The 17461-nt window shown below is 48.0% G+C and carries 12 protein-coding genes; 10 read left to right on the top strand and 2 right to left on the bottom strand.

The features are described 5' to 3' along the window. Positions 1 to 126: 126 nt before the first annotated feature. A complete protein-coding gene (locus QNM19_RS06855) occupies positions 127 to 1128 on the top strand; it encodes an FHA domain-containing protein (RefSeq protein ID WP_049864798.1) in 1002 nt (333 codons plus the stop codon). A gap of 144 nt (positions 1129 to 1272) precedes the next feature. On the opposite strand, the gene QNM19_RS06850 is transcribed toward QNM19_RS06855, so the two are convergent. Continuing rightward, positions 1273 to 2217: an energy transducer TonB gene (locus QNM19_RS06850; RefSeq protein ID WP_049864797.1), complete on the bottom strand. Its 945-nt coding sequence runs from the start codon at positions 2215 to 2217 to the stop codon at positions 1273 to 1275. Positions 2218 to 2565: 348 nt separating this feature from the next. On the opposite strand from QNM19_RS06850, the gene QNM19_RS06845 reads away from it, so the two are divergent. The 3 genes from QNM19_RS06845 (at position 2566) to QNM19_RS06835 (ending at position 5595) form a co-directional block, all read left to right on the top strand. Beyond that, the gene (locus tag QNM19_RS06845) at positions 2566 to 3273 is read left to right on the top strand and encodes a hypothetical protein (RefSeq protein ID WP_284026514.1); all 708 of its coding nucleotides are present in this window, start codon (positions 2566 to 2568) and stop codon (positions 3271 to 3273) included. Positions 3274 to 3525: 252 nt separating this feature from the next. After that, the gene (locus QNM19_RS06840; RefSeq protein ID WP_284026513.1) at positions 3526 to 4878 is read left to right on the top strand and encodes a M24 family metallopeptidase; all 1353 of its coding nucleotides are present in this window, start codon (positions 3526 to 3528) and stop codon (positions 4876 to 4878) included. A 249-nt stretch (positions 4879 to 5127) separates the two neighbouring features. Further along, complete coding sequence (locus QNM19_RS06835) at positions 5128 to 5595, top strand: hypothetical protein (protein ID WP_049864794.1); 468 nt, start codon at positions 5128 to 5130, stop codon at positions 5593 to 5595. A gap of 105 nt (positions 5596 to 5700) precedes the next feature. On the opposite strand, the gene QNM19_RS06830 is transcribed toward QNM19_RS06835, so the two are convergent. Next, a complete protein-coding gene (locus QNM19_RS06830; RefSeq protein ID WP_049864793.1) occupies positions 5701 to 8220 on the bottom strand; it encodes a TonB-dependent receptor plug domain-containing protein in 2520 nt (839 codons plus the stop codon). Positions 8221 to 8559: 339 nt separating this feature from the next. Between QNM19_RS06830 and QNM19_RS06825 the strand changes: the two genes are divergently transcribed. From QNM19_RS06825 to QNM19_RS06800, 6 genes are all read left to right on the top strand, one after another. Beyond that, positions 8560 to 9006, top strand: a complete 447-nt coding sequence (locus tag QNM19_RS06825) for an ATP-dependent zinc protease family protein (protein ID WP_049864792.1) — start codon at positions 8560 to 8562, stop codon at positions 9004 to 9006. Between the two features lies 1 nt (position 9007). Continuing rightward, a complete protein-coding gene (gene rimK, locus QNM19_RS06820; RefSeq protein ID WP_049864791.1) occupies positions 9008 to 9913 on the top strand; it encodes a 30S ribosomal protein S6--L-glutamate ligase in 906 nt (301 codons plus the stop codon). Continuing rightward, entirely contained in the window at positions 9900 to 10955 is a 1056-nt protein-coding gene (locus QNM19_RS06815) for a succinylglutamate desuccinylase/aspartoacylase family protein (RefSeq protein WP_239444754.1), read from the top strand. The genes rimK and QNM19_RS06815 overlap by 14 nt, the downstream gene beginning before the upstream one ends. Before the next feature lie 357 nt (positions 10956 to 11312). Then, positions 11313 to 12062: a PEP-CTERM/exosortase system-associated acyltransferase gene (locus tag QNM19_RS06810; protein WP_284026512.1), complete on the top strand. Its 750-nt coding sequence runs from the start codon at positions 11313 to 11315 to the stop codon at positions 12060 to 12062. 9 nt (positions 12063 to 12071) lie between these two features. Next, the gene (locus tag QNM19_RS06805) at positions 12072 to 14081 is read left to right on the top strand and encodes a ThiF family adenylyltransferase (RefSeq protein WP_284026511.1); all 2010 of its coding nucleotides are present in this window, start codon (positions 12072 to 12074) and stop codon (positions 14079 to 14081) included. 239 nt (positions 14082 to 14320) lie between these two features. After that, positions 14321 to 17131, top strand: coding sequence for a bifunctional aconitate hydratase 2/2-methylisocitrate dehydratase (locus QNM19_RS06800; protein ID WP_082225549.1), 2811 nt, complete (start codon positions 14321 to 14323; stop codon positions 17129 to 17131). The last annotated feature ends 330 nt before the right edge of the window (positions 17132 to 17461 follow it).

Genomic DNA, 17461 nt, shown 5'->3' with positions numbered 1-17461 from the left:
TTAGGTGTAATGTGGTGAAATCTGTGTTTTCAGCAAACGGTGTTATGCTTATAAAGGGACAGTAAACTGGGTTTTGGCTTAACACGATATGTGACAGCCTCCCGGAGCCGTTATCGAGGAGCGACTATGGCCACGTTAAAGCATAAACAGCAATCTAAGTATTTATATTTAAAGTCATTTCATCGATTTGGGCGACTCAAACACTCCGTGGATAGCTGCTTTGATGAATTGGCTATTTCGCGGATCCATGCCGTAATTGAATGGCAACAGGGCTACTGGTTTTTGCGTGATTTGAGTCGTAATGGCACCTGGTTAAATGATGTCAGAGTGCCTTACAACCAGGATGTTGCATTAAACATAAATGACGAAATTCGGTTTTCCGACTCAAGTTGTCACAGTTTCAGTGTCACAGACCTGGCACCACCAGAAGACTTGTTGGTGCCCTATAGTCATGACGAACTGGTTGATGGTCAGGAGCCGGTGATCCAGTTGGAAAACTACCATTTGTTACCCAGCGAGTCAGATCCTGAGCTGATCGTGTATTTTAATAGCACAGAGCAGACCTGGTGTTATGAGGAAGTTGGCTCTGAACACCCGGTTAGCATCACCGATGGTGAACAACTGCGCTTTGCGCAACAGGTCTGGAGCTTGATCCAGACACGAGCAAGTCAGCAGGAGTGTACTGCAGAAGTGGCTGAAACTGATCCTGGTGACTTAGAATATTTGTTCACACTGAGCCAGGATGAAGAGTATGCTGAATTACAGGTGAAGCAAGCGCAAGAAAAAGTCGATTTTGAAACCCGGACACACCATTATCTGACCGCACTATTGGCGCGATACAAGGTAAAAGATATGCAACATCAAGTCGATGATGCGTCACAGGGGTGGGTGTCGGTGAAGCAATTATCGCGTGACTTAGGGCTGACAGAGAGCCATATCAATATTCAGATCCACCGTGCACGCAAGCAGTTTGTTGACCGTATGAAAGATAAATCCATGGCCGAATCTCTTATTGAGCGCAAGCGAGGGAGAGTCCGTTTTGGTGGCAGGCATTTCAGTATTGTGAAAGGCCAGCAGCTTGAAGCGTCTACCTTGTATCAACAGCATGATGAGCTCATGGTGGGTTAGCGACAAAGTTTGCTTTGTTGCAACCTAGTAATCAGAATAAGCCCAAGTCGTTTTCAGGCTTATTCTGTTATGACTGGGTATCAGGTTACGTCGTTAAATTGAGCCTGTTATAAGGCCTGTTCTGGTTTGAAAGCGGGTAAACGGTTAGTAATTCAGGCCCCAGCGAAATTCAATGTTAATTGCCTGGCCGTCGATCACTTTGCCATTCGTGTCCAGATTGACCAGGTAACGCCATTGCGTTAATGCATCAATCCCAGCCTGGTCGAAAACGCCTGTAGGGCTTGATTCTAAGACTGTAATGTTAACGGGCTTGCCCTGATTATCGATATCAAATTGTAGCGATAGTTGGCCTTCAATTCCCTGGGAAGCTGCTTCTCTCGGATAGTCGTACGGCACTTGATATTTAACAACGGGCTCCATGGGTAAAGAAAACCTGGGTTGCTTTGCTTGCTCTATTTTCACTGAGGTCAGTGCGACAAAACTGGCGTAGGCATCTGACTTTTGAGGGCTTTTATTCATTTTCTCTCTGAGTGTACTCATTGCCGTTTTATCATCCTGCTGTAAGGCAATGTAAAGCAGCACCGGGTCCAGGTATCTGTCTGCTGTTATCTCCATATATGTGTAGTAGGCACCGATCTTACTTTTAGCCTCATCAAAATACCCCAGCCTGAATAACCTCAGAAGTTCAAGGCGTAACAGTGTCGCGTGTTTTTCTGAGTCCAAATGTTGCCCGGACAGCGCGGCTTGTGCGTAATATACCACCATATGGTCCATTTGGTTGCGATCGTGCACCAGCGCAAGTTGATAGTTTATTGCAGCAGTCTCAGCATTAGTAGCTGGGGTCAGGCCCTCTAAAAGTTCCATTGCAGGAAGTATTTTACCTGAACGGCTCAGTGTATCAGCCTGCTCAAGTTTGGCCAGAATTGATGGGCTGATTGGGCTATTTTTACGTTGTTGATGACACTGGTAGCTAAGGGGGTTGCAGTGCCCGTTTGCGCCTGTAGTAGTTTGGTGAGATTTACCGGAAGACTGGCAGCCGCTCAGTGCAATGAGTGCTGCGAGTTGTAGACAAAGTAATTTCATTTTCATGTTAATTATCCCAGTTGCTCAGGTCAGTTTATATCATATGGCAGCATTTGGCCGATGAGTTTCCGATTTAGCTTACAAAGTGGACAAATATACGGTTATGGTGTTTCAGGCCCGGTATATCCTTGTACCAGTAAGTTGACACTCATTTATTTGCTAATCTACTTATTCTCACAATTGGAATACATTAAGACACTATTGCCAGAAGTGTTCTATAGGTTATTATTGCGCGCAAGTGGATATTCTCACCTGCTTAACGGGGGGAAAGGAGTGGCGCAGAAATCTGTTTACAGAGGACGCCGTGAGTACTGGTGCTGAATGAAAGCAAAGTAGATTAAACAAAAGGGCAATATGAAAACGTTAACACATTTCTTTTTACTGGGTTTGATGATTTTAGTCGCTGGGTGCGCCAGTAAACCGCTGACGCATGATTATCAGGGCAATATCAATATCCGCACATTGCAGGTAGAACTGGCACCGATCAGAGATCCAGAGCAAAATCTGTCTGGTGATTATTCAGAGGTAACCAAAGCCATTAAGGGCGTTCAGGAGATCCTGGACATGTTTGACCCGGCTCAGAGAAATGAGTTGATGGAGCAGCTACATACTTTTGAAACGACTCTGGTTGATGGCATTCGCCAGCGTGCTGCACTACCACTGAACCCTGTAACAGAGTCTGAAGTGAGTATGCAATACGGTGACGATAACGAGCTGGTAAGCGTTGAGTATGAATACCCTCTGGTTGAGGGGGCTTACCTAAATCTGTTTGTGACCATTTATTATACTGAGCGCTCTGACTTGGCGGTTGGCGCACAAGAGCTAAACGCCAACTTTATTGAGCTAAGACCAGAAATTATCCTGCAAATTGATGGCTACAATGAACAGGGAGACCTTTTCTGGCGTCAAACAAGCCGCTATGAGTCACAACAAATGTATAAGTTTGGCGACCAATATATTCTTGGCGTACCAACTGAGCGCCTCAAGGAAGCACAAATTTTCCTGGTGCCAATGGCCAAAGGCGTTACCGATAATTTGCAAATTTTAAGTGAGGCTAAATAACTAAGTCATACTGAGCATGCATGGCTGACCGCTTTAGCAACGATCAGCCTTGTCATTGAATTGCGCTATGTGTCTGCCTGTCACTTTGCCTGAGATAGTGCACCTACAACACCTGTAGACATTCATCCCGAATAGTTTACTGGCCCCCAAAACCTGCAATATGATTGAAAACCGCTGACTAATAATACCTATATGGTTGTGCGGTCTGACCGACCACAGCTTAATAGAAAATCAACAAATAGCAGGACAATTATGCAGAGAACTATTGGATTACTTTTGACCTTATGCGCGATGAGCATGCCTTCCCTGGCAGAAGAATATGCGCAGGGCAGGCAGATAGCTGAGCTGCCCAATGTATTGTCATTCCGAGAGCGTGTTCAGCCCATTAATGACATGGTGACAGACCGACTGGATAATTTACTTCCTAAGCTGATGCAAGAAGCTGATCTGGATATGTGGCTGGTGATTAATCGAGAGTATGGTGAGGACAAGCTGTTTTATACGCTTGTGCCGCAACCTACTTTTGCGGCGCGGCGTACAACTTTACTGGTTTTCTCAAAGCAAGCTGATGGTAGTGTAGAGCGTTTTAGTGTCAGTCGTTACCCCATTGGGGACTTGTACCCGACAGTGTGGAAGGGGGGCACCAAGGCACAACAATGGCAGCGTCTGGCTGAAGTCATTGCTGAGCGTGATCCAAAACGCATCGGCATTAACGTAAGCGAAGACTGGGCACTGGCCGATGGCCTGAGTGTTGGGTTACATCAGCAACTATTGAAGGTATTACCCGGGAAATACCAAGAACGATTGGTAAGCGCTGAAGACTTGGTGATCCGTTGGCTGGAGACGCGTAGCCAAAAAGAGCTTAACGTATACCCTCAAGCCGTAACATTGGCACGACGTGTCATTGCTGAAGCATTCTCTAATAAGGTGATCACACCCGGTGTAACCACCACCAAAGATGTAGAATGGTATTTACGCGAGCGTTTCGAAGAACTCCAGCTCAGACCCTGGTTTCAACCGTATGTGAACATTCAGCGCCAGGGTGACAAAACCACCGAACAAGACGTGTTTATTGGCGAATATAATCGCACCATTTTACCTGGAGATATTATTCACACCGATGTGGGGATTTGTTATCTCAATCAGTGTACAGATACACAAGAAATGGGCTACGTACTAAAATTGCACGAAACGGATGTGCCGAAGGGTCTTAAACAGGCTATGGCGATGGGTAATCGTTGGCAGGATATTTTAACCAGTAACTTTAAAACCGGTTTAACGGGCAATGAGATCCTGGCCAATACCATTAAACAAAGTGAGGCGGCAGGGATCGTGAGCAGCACCTATACCCACCCGCTAGGATTTGTGGGTCATGCGCCGGGACCAACCATAGGTATGTGGGATAATCAGGGACCAACGCCTGTACAGGGGGATTGGAAACTCCATCCAAACACTGTCTATGCCATTGAAGGTAACATTAAAACCCAGTTACCGGAATGGGATGATCAATGGATCCAAATCAAGCTAGAGCAAGATGCGGTATTTGATGGTAAGCAGGTGTGGTATCTGGCCGGTCGACAAACGCAATGGCACCTTATTCGATAGCGCTTAACCAGCTAGACAAAGCCCGCACATGCGGGCTTTGTTTTGTCAGGTAAATCCTAATTTTGGCGCACAATTTATATGCTCACCCCAGGCGCTTTAAAGCGGCAAATCGGTGTGTTCAGTGCGGCAATTTAACGCCTCAATGTGGCACCCCTGACTCAAGTCTGTTAGCAATTATCTCTATTTAAACGGAATTTTAAAATGGCTTAAATATTGCTCGGTTTTTAAACAATCACAAGGAGGCGGATTATGATTCTAAATACCTTTATTCAGGGGGCAGTGAACGCCAGGTCACAGCATGTATCAGTTAAGGCTGAAAACGCGGCCACTACTTCGCGTAACCAACATACGCAAGCCAATTCATCGTCTGTGCAGCATGCATGGGAGTCTTTTCGGGAGGAGGTTGACTCTGACCCTGTATTTGCCAGAAAAATGGCCGAAGCAATCACCTATATTCCAAACAGAATGAGTGTTAACTTGAGTGACTTGCCGCCGCTTACCGATCTCGATGGACAAAAAAGGTGGGCTGAGCAGGCTGCTGAATTTAATAAAGTTGCCGAACAAGTTACAGCGCAGCGTGTTGCTTTGTTTAAGCGCATGAAAGGAGAAGGCGCTTCTGATGCTGCCATTTTTAACGAAATGATTGCGTTTAATAAGGCGTTACCAATGGACTACCAAGTTAAAGCCGGGATGTTAAGTGTCCATCAATCGGCGTAATTTAAGCGCAATGTAAAAATCGTCATTGGGGAGTGGGTGTTGAAGATGAATATTAAAAATGCCCGATGGCTATCAGCCATAACCACCGGGAAATCAGGCAAACTACTAGAAGTTAAATGAAACCTTACCGTACACAAAGCGGCCATCGGTGCTGTAAGCCGAGAACGCTGAGTAAGGGAAGATCTGATTAAAGTTACTGAACCCTATGTTGCTGACGGTATCCTGCGGATATTGATCAAACAGGTTATTGGCACCAAGGGCAAAGCGCCACTGCTCATTAACTCTGTACGCTACTTCCAAATCAGTGATCCATTTGGCATCCAGTACTTCATCTTTTTCAACAGTGCTGGAAGGGTCGGTGACCTCACCGTAGCGGGTTGCTTTAACCATGACCTGCCACTGCTCACGCTGCCAGTTAGCAACCAGGTTCCATTTGTTATCTGGTGTCCCGGATTCAAAGCGTTCAATTTCACGACGAGCAAAATACTGATAGCTTTCGCCCAGCGCAGCCAGCTCTGTCGGGTTCGCTTTCACATTGGTCACCTCTGTATCATTGAGGTTCAACGCTGCACTCAGATTAAGATCGCCATAATCAGCCAGGTCAAAGCGATAGGTCGCTACAATGTCTACGCCCTGAGTACGAGAATCGATGGCATTGGTAAAGTAGCGCACACGCTGTACGTTAAACTCACCCGCCTGTTGCAGGATCTGCTCAACTGCGTCGCCACTGAGGTTTTCTGACATCACAATGCGGTCATCAATATCAATGCGATATGCATCCAGCGTCAGGCTGAACGCATTCTGGGTGTAGATGAATCCGGCAGTCAGGTTTACCGACTCTTCTGCTTCCAGAGGTTGTGCGCCAAGTGCAACAGCCGCCGGGGTATCAACCGGATACAAGCCCACTTCGTTAGGGACACCGTCCTCAAAAACCGTGGCAATTGATTTGTAGGACGTCTGCGCCAGAGAAGGGGCACGGAATCCTGTGCTCAGGGCACCACGCAGTGACAATTGGTCATTAACTACATAACGTGTGGCAAGCTTACCTGTAAGCGTAGAGCCAAAGTCGCTGTAATCTTCATAACGCGCTGCCAGAACCAGGTTCCAGTCTGTTGTCAGGTAAGTATCCAATTCGGCAAACAAAGCGATGTTATGACGTGATTCATCAACCGCACTTTCTGGTGAAAATCCAGCCAGAACCTGAGCGCCACCAGCGGCAACAGGTTGTCCGTTAGCATCCAAAACGGTCTGGTAAGAGGCTAACTCACCGGCCTGGATCTCATAAGTTTCGCGGCGATACTCACTGCCCAGTGTCACAAACACACTATCGTAAAGGCCTAAGTCCAGCTCGGTTTTTGCTTCAGCGTTAACCAACAGCTGACTGTAGACCAAAGCACCGTTGTCAAACTCTGTTGGGCTGCTCGCACCCATTGACGTGTTCAGACTGTTTGATACGCCAAAGCCGAAGTCGTTCAGACCATAATTTGTACTGATGTCGTACTGCCAGTCACCTGCATCACCCTTAGCACCGACTGCAAAGCTGTAGTCGCGCACTTCGGTGTCAATTTGCGGTAAGAAGCCATCAGGATATACGTCAGTGAGGTTGCGGCTATCTTGTGGGCGACGGAAGAAACCACCGGAATTACCATCTCGGCTTGAGAAGCTACCAAAGGAGTACAGGTCCAGCTCGGAGTTAAGTGTGTACCCCGCATTGTAGAATAGTGCGAAATCCTCGATGTCGGCTTTACCAAATCTGTGGTTATAACGCTCAGCCGAAAATTCTCGTGGATCCAGCTTACCGTTATCATCCCGGGCATACTGTTCGCGCTCATCGATGCCAGAGCGGTTGGTCGGCTGTTTGTTACGCAGCTCAGCAGCCACATTGATAAATCCATTGTCGCCCAATGCAAAACCCATATTACCGCTGATGGTTGTTGTGCCACCATCGTTCAGCTCGCGATCTGCGCCTTTGTCAAATGCCAGGTTGCCTTCGGCATCTTCGTAGGTACGCAACAGCTGAGGTGAACCGGCCATTTGAGTATCGTATTCACCGTAAGTGACGGACAGATTACCGCCTTCGTCGGCATCGTTTAGCACAATGTTGATCACGCCAGCAATGGCATCTGAGCCATATTGTGCAGCGGCACCGTCACGCAAAACTTCGATGCGCTTGATAGCAGCCGTTGGAATAGTATTGAGGTCTACCGCTGTAGAGCCACGACCTACGGTACCGTTTAGATTGAGCAGCGCACTGGCGTGGCGACGCTTACCATTGATAAGCACCAAAGTATGGTCTGGCGCCAATCCGCGTAACACAGCGGGACGAGCATGATCTGTCCCGTCTGCCAGTTGTGAATTAGGGAAATTAAAACTGGGTACCAGCGTTGTCAAAACCTGGCTCAGTTCAAGCTGACCTGAGCTGGTGATTTCATCCATGCTGATCACATCGACCGGTACTGTGCTTTCAGCAACACTGCGCAAGCTGCGGCGAGTACCTGTGACTTCAATCACTTCAGTGGTGTTACTGGCTGTGGGTGCCTGGCTTTCTTCTGCATTAATTTGAAACGAAGCGGCGGCGCCCAGCACCAAGCTGATGCTGGCTGCCAGAGTACTCGGTCTTAACATAGAGATTCCTGTTTATATGTTGATTTCTATACGGGCTACGTTGTCTGGCCCATGAAAAGGACGGCAATACTAAAGGTGGAAAATTCGATGCGAAATTCGAATTCGTTATAAATTATAACCGCTCAAGTTTTTATGCTTTTTTAGTTACATTGCATTAAATGCTGATCATAAGATTACAAAGCATCAATCAGCGATGGGTGAATGATGCGCAGCGCTGTCAGGGGCGGGTTGATGCATTTTTCGTTGTTCAATCAGTTTTTTTGCTGCTTTGGATAAAATTATTTCGTTGGTCTAGGGTTAAGCTCAAGGGTATAAAGCATTTTTACCAAGGAGCAAAACATGTCGACTTTAATGATGGTTGGGTGGCGTGAATGGCTGGCTTTGCCTCAGTTGGGGATAAGCCGCATCAAAGCCAAGGTGGACACCGGAGCCAGAACGTCTTGCTTACATGCGTTCAAAGTTGAAGAGTTCACGCAAGATGGCGCACCCTGGGTGCGGTTTTGGATGCATCCGGAACAAAAAAATACTGAGTATGAAGTCGTGTGTACAGCCCCTGTGCTGGATGTGCGCACGGTGACAGACTCAGGTGGCCATCAGGAGTCTCGCTATGTGATCCAGTCAATGCTGCACATAGGGGACCAGGCCTGGCCCATCGAAATTACGCTGACAAACCGGGATAACATGAAATTTCGCATGCTTTTGGGGCGCACAGCAATGGCAGGGCGGATCAGCGTTGATCCAGCGGCCTCTTATTTGACTAAGAAAAGAATTGAAGCAAGGAATTAAAATGAAAATCGCCATTCTGTCCCGGAATAAAAATCTCTACTCAACGCGTCGTTTAATTGAAGCGGCTGAGCTGCGCGGTCACGAACCTGTGGTGCTGGACGTATTACGTTGTTATATGAACATTAATTCTAACGAGCCCGAAATTCACTTCAAAGGCGATAAAATCGTTGGGGTGGATGCAGTGGTGCCAAGAATTGGTGCATCTGTGACGTTTTATGGCTGTGCAGTGTTGCGTCAGTTTGAAATGATGGGGATTTATCCGCTTAATGAGTCTGTGGCGATCACCCGTTCACGCGACAAATTGCGCTCTTTGCAGCTGTTGTCTCGCAAGTGCGTGGGTATGCCCATCACTGGGTTTGCTAATAAGCCCGATGATGTCAAAGACTTATTGGATATGGTTGGTGGTGCCCCTGTGGTGATTAAGTTGCTGGAAGGGACGCAGGGAATAGGCGTGGTGCTGGCGGAAACACGCAAAGCAGCAGAAAGCGTGATTGAAGCTTTTATGGGCCTGAAAGCTAACATTATGGTGCAGGAATACATTAAAGAAGCCGGCGGCGCGGATATTCGTTGCTTTGTGATCGGAGATAAAGTGATTGCCGCAATGAAGCGTCAGGCGCAGGAAGGCGAGTTTCGTTCTAATCTGCACCGTGGGGGCAGCGCCAGTCTTATTCGGATCACACCGGAAGAGCGCAAAACCGCGGTTGCGGCCGCCAAAGCGATGGGGCTGAATGTTGCCGGGGTCGATTTGCTGCGCTCGGAGCGTGGACCACTTGTGATGGAAGTAAACTCATCGCCGGGCCTTGAGGGCATAGAAAAAGCGACCGGTAAGGATATCGCCGGTATGATCATAGAATTTATGGAAAAAAATGCAGCCAGTAAGAGGACCGCGACGCGTGGCAAAGGCTAAGAAAAACCAGGTATTTACACTGCTAAACACACAAATAGGGGTGGCTGAGCGCAAGACGCTGTCGCTGGAGGTGGCAAAACTGTACACCCACTCTCCGCTTACGATCCCCATCGAGGTGGTGAATGGTGCTGAGGCGGGTCCTGTGGTGATGGTGTGCGCTGCGATACATGGTGATGAACTGAATGGCGTAGAGGTTGTACGTCAGTTACTGACGAAAGTAGAGCCCAAAGCATTGCGAGGTACGTTAATAGCTGTGCCAGTGGTGAATGTATTTGGTTTTATACATAAGTCTCGTTACTTGCCTGACAGGCGGGATTTGAACCGGTGCTTTCCCGGTTCGGAGCGGGGATCACTGGCAGCCAGGGTAGCCAACGTGTTTTTTAAACGAGTAGCCAGCAAGTGCACGCATATTATTGACTTGCACACTGGTGCAATACATCGCTCAAACTTGCCGCAGATACGGGCAAACCTGGAATGCGAAGCAACGGCAGATATTGCAAAAGCATTTGGTACGCCGGTGGTGATAGATGCAACGTTGCGCAATGGTTCTTTGCGCAGTGAGGCCAGCAACCTCGGGATCCCGGTGATCACCTACGAAGGGGGAGAGGCGCTGCGTTTTGACCCGCTGGCAATTGCTGCCGGGTTGCAAGGCGTCGAGAATGTCTTAAGGCGGCTTAAAGTGCTCAAAGGCCGGCGCTCGAAAAAGCTACCTGAACCTGTGATAGCAGATTCCACCAGCTGGGTCAGGGCGCATACGGACGGAATAGTACGCGCTATGGTTGGTCTGGGAGAGCGAGTCAATAAAGAGCAGGTGCTGGGTTACATCAGCAACCCTTTGGGGGGCAATGAAGTGGCCATCCAGGCGCCGCGTAGCGGTATCATCATCGGGCAGCAGTCTTTGCCTTTGGTGAATGAAGGCGATGCGGTGTTTCATATCGCCTATTTTGCTCATGCCAACACCATAGTCGAGCAACAGCTCGGTGAGTTTATTGACGAGCTGGATTTAGAAGAGCAGCCGGTCGATACGGAACTAAACAACTGATCACATAGCTGGCCCGACGTGTCTGGCCAGCTGCCTCTGCGCCTGCCAAAAGAGCGAAACTGCTTCAGGTTTTGCCTTTCGAGCGTATTCTAAACACCCCCGCTTATATAAGCGCTTTGCACACAAAGTCTAAGTGATTCGTTTTGGGAATTTGCCAGTTATTTAGCGGAAATACCGTTCTGTCCTGCTTGTAAATTTAGCTGGCACACTGATCTGTGTTAACAGCGAGGCGTCCACTCTCGCTGCTCCTATGTGCCCCTGTTTTCCACACAACATCGTTGTTTCTACCAAGTCCGAAAAAAAGGCCACCCCTATACTGCACAGCCATCGGGAATACTCAGGTTAGGAAGGAAAAATATGGAACCTATGTCTGTTGGCGCTGAGTTTATGCGAACGTTTGATGTGCAGCTTGCGCAGTCGCAAAAACAAAAGGACGCTGTTTTTACTATCCGTCATCAAGTTTATTGTGATGAGCTGAATTGGGAAGCCAGGCAACAAACCCAATTGGAGCGGGACGAATATGATGCTCATTCCATTCATTGTTTGTTGCAGCACAAGCTCAGCAAGGAATATATCGGATGTATTCGATTGATCATTCCTTCGCCTAACTCGTCGTTAACCTTACCCAGCCAGGACCAGTATGGTGGATATCTAAAAACAAGCCTGTTGTTGCCTTTGTTGCAGTCGGGCACGTTGAGTGAATGCTCCCGACTGGCACTGCTGCCTGATGTAAGGCGCAAAAATATCAAGGATTATCGCCAGGATGAGCCAGGTGCTGTGTCGCAGCCTGCGTCTCAACATACTCAGCTTATGTCGGTCAGTTTGTATTTTTGTTGTATCGCGCTTGCCAAACTGCATGGTTGTCGGGGCACCTTATTATTAGCCAGTCCGAAATTAAGCAGACACCTCAAAATGCTCGGTCTGACCCTGACCAGGCTCAGTGAAGATATTGAGCACCGAGGGTGCAGGGCGGTATACCACTTTGATACGCATGAATTTAAGGCGCAGCAGCTACGCAGTGACGTACTCAGCGAGCTATACCAGGCCGTGGAGCGCCGGCTGTCTCAGCAGTTAAATAATACTGAACTTGCCTGTGAATTATCCTGAGGAATGATGATGAATACGCATTTTGATTATGATCTGGCTTTCTCCAGAAACATTGGGTGGGTGACCTCCACGGAGCAACAGATTTTAAAACGTAAAAAGGTGGCCATTGCCGGGTTAGGCGGGGTAGGCGGCTCTCATTTACTGGCCCTGGTCAGACTGGGTATTACGCGTTTTAACCTTGCCGATTTTGACGAGTTTGGGTGTGAAAACACCAATCGTCAGGTGGGTGCGACGACGGCAAGTTATGGAAAAAAGAAGCTCGATACCATGATCCGTATGGCCAGAGAAATCAATCCGGAGATTGAGATCACAGGGTTCAGTGAGGGGGTGACCGAGCAGAACCTGGGTGAGTTTTTAGCGGATGTTGATTGCTATATAGATGCACTGGATTTCTTTGTTTTGGGCATCAGGCGGCGGGTGTTTGCACAGTGCTATGATCAGGGGATTCCGGCGACGACGGCTGCGCCCATTGGTATGGGGACTGCGTACATCAACTTCTTGCCCGGTAAAATGTCATTTGAGCAGTACTTTGACCTTGCGGGATATACAGAGAGTGAACAGTACATTCGATTTTATCTGGGCCTGACACCCGCCAATTTGCAAAAACAGGCACTGGTTGACCCGTCCACGGTGGACCTGGCAAATAAAAAAGGGCCCTCGACTGTGGTTGGATGCCAGCTGGCAACGGGCGTGGCAGTGGCTCAGGTTGCCAAAATACTGCTTAATCGTGGACCAGTTATCTGCGCGCCGCGTAGCCTGCACTTTGATGCTTTCAGTAATAAAATGAAGAAAGTATGGCGGCCGGGTGGCAACCGTAACCCGTTACAACAGTTGTTGTTCAAACTGGTCAGGAAAAAATTACAGACGCCCCTAAGTGATACCAGGCTTTCTGAGTCTGTGCCCGCAAGCAATGCGATGACGACGGCGGAAAAAGTGATTGAACTGGCTAAGTGGGCGCCCAGTGGCGACAACACCCAGCCATGGCGTTTTAAACTGCTCAGTGACACAACGTTTATCATTTATGCCAGCAATACCCGTGATCACAGTGTGTATGACCTGGATGGACATTCCAGCGAGCTGGCGCACGGCATGCTACTGGAAGCCATCGACATTGCGGCCAGTCGCTACCATTGCCGAGCGGTTGTGAACCAGACAGTGACGGAAACACCAGAAGGTCTCGCTGACACGATCCATTATCAGGTTGAATTAGAGCAGGACAGTAACGTAAATCCGGATCCTTTGCTTCCCTATGTGAAAACCCGCACAGTGCAGCGTCGTCCAATGGGGACCCGGGCGTTAACGGATGAGGAAAAAGCGGCGTTGCAGCAGTGCTTACCTGCCGGGTTTAAGCTGAACTTTTATGAGAGCCTGGCGCAAAAATGGCGGTGTGCCTGGTTGAACTTTAAAAATGCGAAAACCAGATTGACCATGAAAGAGGCCTATCACGTCCATAAGGAGATCATTGATTGGGGCCAGCAATTTAGCGACAGCAAAATACCTGAGCAAGCGCTGGGTATAGATAAAAGTACGGGCCAGCTGATGCAGTGGGCGTTTAAAAAATGGAGCCGGGTTGCCTTTTTAAATCGATATCTGTTTGGCACGTTTGCACCCAGAATACAGTTAGATCTGCTCCCGGGCATTTGTTCCAGTGCACATTTTACCTTGTGCGCGCCACATCCGGCTAAGCTGAAAAATGACTATCTGGCGGCCGGGCGAGCGATTTATCGGTTTTGGTTAATGACCGAGGCGTTGCAGCTTGGCTTACAGCCGGGGTTAACACCGGTTATTTTCTCCCGTTACCTCGACAACGATGTGACCTTTACAGACGATCAATCTGTCCTCAAGCGGGCAAAGGCATGTCAGCGCCTCTACAAGTCTTACATTCCCGAGCATAAAAACCTGGTCTTTATGGGTCGCGTGGGCAGAACTGCACCGCCCGTATCCCGCTCCGTGAGGCGTTCACTGAAGACTCTGGTACTCAGCGATAGTGCCACGGGTAGTCAGAAGTTGCCTGGTTAGGCGTACTTTCTCAAAACAAAAACACGCGCTCGTCGGCACTAGACAATTAGTCGGAATTTCACATATTCATTTTTGCTAAGCGATGATGTTTGGTATAAAGCAGCCTCACGCTGAATGTGAATCCGACTAGAAAAGTGACGTTAAAACAGGCTTTTTTAGTTAAATGATTACGTGAAACGGCAAAGTAGGGTAGAATAGCGCGGTTCTATCTACACGTATTACTGCCTGACGAGGTTTATATGAGTTTGTATAATGAGTACATGGAAGAAATCCAAACCCGTAAAACGGAACTTGGATTGAGTCCAAAACCAATCGATAGCGCTGATCTGCTATCTGAAATTATTGCCCAAATCAAAGACACAGGGCATGAGCACCGTGAAGATTCTCTGAACTTCTTCATCTACAACACGCTTCCGGGCACAACCAGCGCTGCTGGTGTGAAAGCACAATTCCTAAAAGAAATTATCCTGGGCGAAGAGACTGTAGCTGAAATTTCTGCGGACTTTGCATTTGAACTGCTTTCTCACATGAAAGGCGGTCCTTCAATTGCGGTACTACTTGACCTTGCACTGGGCAACGACGAAGCGGTTGCGAAGCAAGCTGCTGACGTACTTAAAACGCAGGTTTTCCTTTATGACGCAGACACGTCACGTTTAGAAGCAGCGTTTAAAGCGGGCAATGCAATTGCAAAAGACATCTTAGAAAGCTACGCGAAAGCTGAATTCTTTACTAAGCTGCCTGATATTGCAGAGAAAATTGAAGTTGTTACTTATATTGCCGGTGAAGGTGATATCTCAACTGACTTACTTTCTCCAGGTAACCAGGCACACTCACGTGCCGACCGTGAACTACACGGTAAATGTATGATCACCCCTGAAGCACAGCAAGAAATTGTTGAGCTGCAGAAGAAGCACCCAAATGCAAAAGTTATGCTGATTGCTGAAAAAGGCACTATGGGTGTAGGTTCATCTCGTATGTCTGGTGTGAACAACGTTGCACTTTGGGCAGGTACACAAGCAAGCCCGTACGTGCCATTCATCAACATTGCACCAGTTGTAGCGGGTACTAACGGTATTGCACCAATCTTCCTGACAACCGTTGATGTAACCGGTGGTATCGGTCTTGACCTGAAAAACTGGGTGAAGAAAACCGACGAAAACGGCAACGTAGTGACTGACGCGAACGGCGACCCGGTACTGGAAGAAGCATATTCTGTAGCGACTGGTACGGTACTTACTATCGATACTAAAGCACAGAAGCTGTACAACGGCGACCAGGAGCTGGTTGATGTATCTTCTTCATTCACTCCACAAAAAGTAGAGTTCATGAAGGCCGGTGGTTCTTACGCTGTGGTATTCGGTAAGAAGCTACAAACGTTTGCAGCCGAAACGCTGGGTATTGAAGCACCTGTTGTTTACGCGGCTTCAAAAGAAATTTCACACGAAGGTCAGGGTCTGACTGCGGTTGAGAAAATCTTCAACCGTAACGCGGTAGGTGTTGCTTCTGAAACACCACTTCACGCTGGTTCTAACGTTCGTGTTAAAGTGAACATCGTTGGTTCTCAGGACACCACAGGTCCAATGACGTCTCAGGAGCTGGAAGCCATGGCTGCTTCTACGATTTCTCCTTTGGTAGACGGCGCATATCAGTCAGGCTGTCACACAGCGTCTGTTTGGGATAAAAAAGCGCAAGCGAACATTCCTAAGCTAATGGCGTTCATGAACAAGTTTGGTCTGATCACAGCGCGTGACCCGAAAGGGGTTTACCACTCAATGACAGACGTAATCCACAAAGTACTGAACGACATTACTGTGGATGACCGCGCTATCATCATCGGTGGTGACTCGCACACGCGTATGTCTAAAGGTGTGGCATTCGGTGCTGACTCAGGTACTGTTGCGCTGGCACTGGCGACTGGTGAATCAGCAATGCCAATTCCAGAGTCTGTAAAAGTAACCTTCAAAGGTGCCATGGCTAAGCACATGGACTTCCGTGATGTGGTACACGCGACTCAGGCACAAATGCTGAAGCAATTCGGCGGTGAGAACGTATTCCAGGGCCGTATCATCGAAGTACACATTGGTACTCTGATGGCGGACCAGGCGTTCACTTTCACTGACTGGACTGCAGAGATGAAAGCGAAAGCGTCAATCTGTATCTCTAACGATGAAACGTTGATCAAGTCAATCGAGCTGGCTAAGAGCCGCATCCAGATTATGATCAACAAGGGCATGGAGAACGAAGCGAAGACGTTACAAGGCCTTATCGATTTGGCTGATGAGCGTATCGCAGGTATCAACTCAGGTGAGCAACCTGCACTTGCACCTGATGACAATGCTAAGTACTACGCAGAAGTCGTTGTTAACCTGGACGAAATCGTTGAACCAATGATTGCTGACCCGGATGTAAACAACGAAGACGTTTCTAAGCGTTACACGCACGATGTGATCCGTCCTGTTTCTTTCTACGATGGCAAGCCAGTTGACCTGGGCTTCGTTGGTTCTTGTATGGTTCACAAAGGTGACATGCAGATCATCGCGCAGATGCTACGTAACCTTGAGAAGCAAAACGGCTCAATCGAGTTCAAAGCACCGCTGGTTGTTGCGCCACCAACGTATAACATCGTTGATGAGCTAAAAGCAGAAGGTGACTGGGAAGTATTGGCTAAGTACGCAGGCTTTGAGTTTGACGATGAAAATCCGAAGACAGCGGCACGTACTAAGTACGAAAACATCCTGTATCTTGAGCGTCCTGGATGTAACCTGTGTATGGGTAACCAGGAAAAAGCAGAACCAGGTGACACGGTTATCGCAACTTCTACGCGTCTGTTCCAGGGCCGTGTTGTAGCGGATTCTAACGAGAAGAAAGGTGAATCACTACTTGGCTCTACGCCACTGGTAGTACTTTCAACGATTCTGGGTCGTTTCCCAACTATGGACGAGTACCAGGCTGCTGTTGAAGGCATCGACCTGACTGCGTTCACCCCACTTGAAGAAGAACTGACAACTAAGTTCGGTTCTGAGCAAGCGGTACCTGTTAAAGTACTTTAATCTTCACAGATTAAAAGACTGAAAAAAGCGCGTTTATACGCGCTTTTTTGTTGGGTGAAAATAAGTGGGGCCGTTTCTAAGTATTGTTCGCTTGTACAGGTATAAGTGAATGTGGTTGTTTATTGGGTTAAGTTTCTTGTTTTGTTCATACTTTTACATTTCGCTATGAGCAAGGCTCGGTTTTAACATAGCTGTTTTGGCTTGAGTAACTAGTACAATAGTGGTAGGTTATTGTTCATATTATGAATAAATTAATTTAGTTGTGGATCTGTACGGTTTTTGGAACTGGGTTTAACCGGTGTTCACGCTAATGAGCTGTTATACGAGCAT

Source organism: Pseudoalteromonas ardens (genome assembly GCF_030125445.1).
Classification (GTDB): domain Bacteria; phylum Pseudomonadota; class Gammaproteobacteria; order Enterobacterales; family Alteromonadaceae; genus Pseudoalteromonas; species Pseudoalteromonas ardens.
This window is presented reverse-complemented; position numbering and strand designations above follow the sequence as displayed.

Excerpts from the sequence above, each read along its gene's own strand:
- QNM19_RS06800 (WP_082225549.1), top strand. The coding sequence starts at position 14,321 with ATGAGTTTGTATAATGAGTACATGGAAGAAATCCAAACCCGTAAAACG.
- QNM19_RS06855 (WP_049864798.1), top strand. The coding sequence starts at position 127 with ATGGCCACGTTAAAGCATAAACAGCAATCTAAGTATTTATATTTAAAG.
- QNM19_RS06840 (WP_284026513.1), top strand. The coding sequence starts at position 3,526 with ATGCAGAGAACTATTGGATTACTTTTGACCTTATGCGCGATGAGCATG.
- QNM19_RS06805 (WP_284026511.1), top strand. The coding sequence starts at position 12,072 with ATGAATACGCATTTTGATTATGATCTGGCTTTCTCCAGAAACATTGGG.
- QNM19_RS06850 (WP_049864797.1), bottom strand. The coding sequence starts at position 2,217 with ATGAAAATGAAATTACTTTGTCTACAACTCGCAGCACTCATTGCACTG.
- rimK (WP_049864791.1), top strand. The coding sequence starts at position 9,008 with ATGAAAATCGCCATTCTGTCCCGGAATAAAAATCTCTACTCAACGCGT.
- QNM19_RS06835 (WP_049864794.1), top strand. The coding sequence starts at position 5,128 with ATGATTCTAAATACCTTTATTCAGGGGGCAGTGAACGCCAGGTCACAG.
- QNM19_RS06825 (WP_049864792.1), top strand. The coding sequence starts at position 8,560 with ATGTCGACTTTAATGATGGTTGGGTGGCGTGAATGGCTGGCTTTGCCT.
- QNM19_RS06810 (WP_284026512.1), top strand. The coding sequence starts at position 11,313 with ATGGAACCTATGTCTGTTGGCGCTGAGTTTATGCGAACGTTTGATGTG.
- QNM19_RS06830 (WP_049864793.1), bottom strand. The coding sequence starts at position 8,220 with ATGTTAAGACCGAGTACTCTGGCAGCCAGCATCAGCTTGGTGCTGGGC.
- QNM19_RS06845 (WP_284026514.1), top strand. The coding sequence starts at position 2,566 with ATGAAAACGTTAACACATTTCTTTTTACTGGGTTTGATGATTTTAGTC.